The organism is Nocardia sp. NPDC004260, assembly GCF_053603155.1.
Map to the genome: position 1 here is coordinate 1 of NZ_JBSGEZ010000210.1, position 2,816 is coordinate 2,816.

Annotated in this window: 2 protein-coding genes; both read left to right on the forward strand. The window is 64.6% G+C overall.

Translation table 11 applies throughout. The annotated features are described in order from the left end of the window. Positions 1–386: 386 nt before the first annotated feature. Positions 387–1,451, forward strand: a complete 1,065-nt coding sequence (locus ACWEO7_RS38920) for an IS110 family transposase (RefSeq protein WP_452430787.1) — start codon at positions 387–389, stop codon at positions 1,449–1,451. A 323-nt stretch (positions 1,452–1,774) separates the two neighbouring features. Then, the gene (locus ACWEO7_RS38925) at positions 1,775–2,662 is read left to right on the forward strand and encodes an SGNH/GDSL hydrolase family protein (RefSeq protein ID WP_452430785.1); all 888 of its coding nucleotides are present in this window, start codon (positions 1,775–1,777) and stop codon (positions 2,660–2,662) included. Positions 2,663–2,816: the final 154 nt, after the last annotated feature.

Below are 2,816 nucleotides of genomic sequence, written 5' to 3' on the forward strand. Positions count from 1 at the left end.
CAGATCACCCTGGCTCGGCACACGCCCCAACGTCACCCGAACATTCCGCTCGAGACCCTGCCGTCACCGCACGAAAAACACCAGTCACCTAGCCGGCAGGGCTAGTGGCTCGCTCCGAGTAGGGTTGCATCGGTAACCGGGCGTGACCGATTGACAGAGAGGATGTGGGTGAGCACCTCCCGCCGGGGTCTGACCCATCGACTGACTGACTTGGGGTCTTCAACGGGATTTGTCGGCCTGGGCGGGAGGTCCTCGTGTGCACTCACTGGGTGTGGCGTTGTGACTTCAGGAGCCTGGCCAGAGGCCCCATCTCTGTCTTGTCCGCGTGCCCGGCTGGTGCGTGCCGCTCTGCCCAGTTGACGAGTAACAGGACGACGATGCGCTCCATTACACACGAACACACCGCGTCGGGCGAGATAGCCGGCGAAGTCGATACCCACCAGGACACTCACACCGCCGCCGTGCTCGATACCGTCGGCCGGGTCCTGGGGACGGCCGTGTTCACCGCCGATGCCGAAGGATATGCCGCGCTGCTGGATTGGATGCGCGGGTTCGGCCACCTGGTTCGGGTGGGAGTGGAAGGCACCGGTGTCTACGGTGCGGGATTGGCGCGCGTACTGCGTGAGCACCATATCCAGGTGGTGGAAGTCGATCGTCCCGACCGCAGGACTCGCCGTTTCCAGGGAAAGTCCGATCCGATCGACGCCATCCAGGCGGCGAGGACGGCATTGGCTGAGCACCGGACCGGCACACCGAAACAACGCGACGGCCGCGTCGAAGCGCTGCGCAATCGTCGCGTCGCGCGTCGGTCTGCGGTCGACCAGCGTGCCGACGCTCAACGCCGCATCAAGACGCTGATCGTCACCGCACCCGACGAGTTACGCCAGCAATTGCGTGGGCTGGCGGTGAGCGCACTGATCGCCACGTGCGCGGGCTTCGAACCCGACCACACCGACGCCGCAACCCCGCTCACCGCCACCAAGATCGCGTTGCGCTGCCTGGCACGGCGTCACCAGCAGCTCTCGACCGAGATCACTGAACTCGACGAACTACTCGCTCCGCTGGTGGCCGCCATCAACCCGAAGCTGGTCGCCGCCCACGGTGTCGGCACCGACACCGCCGGTCAACTGCTGGTCACCGCCGGGCAGAACCACGACCGCATCCGGTCGGAGGCCGCGTTCGCGATGCTCTGCGGCGTCGCTCCGATTCCCGCGTCCTCGGGCAAGACCCACCGGCACCGACTCAACCGCGGCGGCGACCGCCACGCCAACGCAGCGCTCTACCGCGTCGTGCTCTGCCGCCTGCGTTGGGACCCACGCACCCGCGCCTACGCCGAACGACGCACCAAAGAAGGCATGTCCAAGAAAGAAATCATCCGCTGCCTCAAACGATACGTCGCCCGCGAGCTCTACCAGCTCATCACCACAGACAGCCCTCAACCCGCTCCTTGACATCCATAGGAGCATCCTGCCCGATACATCGCGCGCACCCCGACGAGATCGCCGCCGCGTGCCCGGAAATGACCGCCCTGGGACAGAGCCCAGTTCTCGTCACAGACCCCTCTCCCGGACCCTGGTTCAGTGGTGGGAGTGGTCGATGCTTGCTCGGCCGGGTGGGAGTCGCGAATGATTGGGCGGTGACGTCCCTGTCTGCAACGACTGTGCTGTCCGATGGACGTCGGGGCCATTCGTATAGCCGCGGAATTGCCAACACCTGTGGTTTGGTCTGTTTCAGGCGACCTCCGTTCGGGCGGTGTCGGTCGAGTCGGTTGACGATGCGTCGTATCGTTGCGGCGTGTACGGCCGCCGTCACCGTCCACGCCGCTCTTTGTACTGGACTGGCTCCCGCCGCGCCGATACGAGAGGGGCGCTACGTCGCACTGGGCAGTTCTTACGCCGCAGGTCCGGGTCTAACCCCGGTGATCGACCAGGGGTGCCTGCGTTCGAGCCGCAACTATCCCCACCAGCTGGCAGAGGCCCTCGGTCTTGACCTGGTCGACGTCACTTGCTCGGGTGCGACGACCGCCAATATCCTCGACAAGCCGCAGCAACTGCGGGGTGGCAGGTCCGTGCCCGCGCAGATCCAAGCGGTCACGCCAGACACACGGCTGGTCACGATCACGATCGGCGGGAACGACCTCGGCTTGATCGGGACCATGATCGATCGAAGTTGCGGAGCGATACAGGCAGCTTGCGCCGCTGTGGTAGGCAGGCCCACTCAGCCTATCCCGGAGGACTTCGCCTCAGTCGAACAGTCCATTGCCAAGGTCGTGCGGACCGTTCAGTCTTCCGCACCACGAGCAAGGGTGCTGCTCGTCAACTATCTGCCAGTGCTCGACTCGGCTGCCGATACCTGCCCGCAAGCCCCCCTGGGAGTCGAGGACGCAATTGGTTCCCGCCGCGCCTTCGAGGGGCTTATCAGCGCAACACGCGCGGCCGCCGCAACCGCCGGTGTGACTACAGTCGGTATTTCCGATGCCGAAGACCACACTGTCTGTGCAAGAGAACCATGGACGTTCGGCTTCCACAATCCCATCACGACCGGCTCCAGCGGAACCGAAAGCCAAGCTGGAATCATGGGCACCTTCGGCAGCTCCTACCACCCCAATCCCGTTGGAACCATGGTGATTGCCGGGGAGCTTGCTCACATCCTCAGCTCGTAAATAGAGCGCGCAGCGGTGAGGTGCGGGACTGTAAAGAAGACAACGGCGATGCGGGCGATTTAGAACTCAGTTCAGAATGAGTTTGCGGAGGCATATGACGGCGCAGGCGAGGCTGAGTAGGGCTTGGTGGATGTCGGCGCGGCGTTCGTAGCGG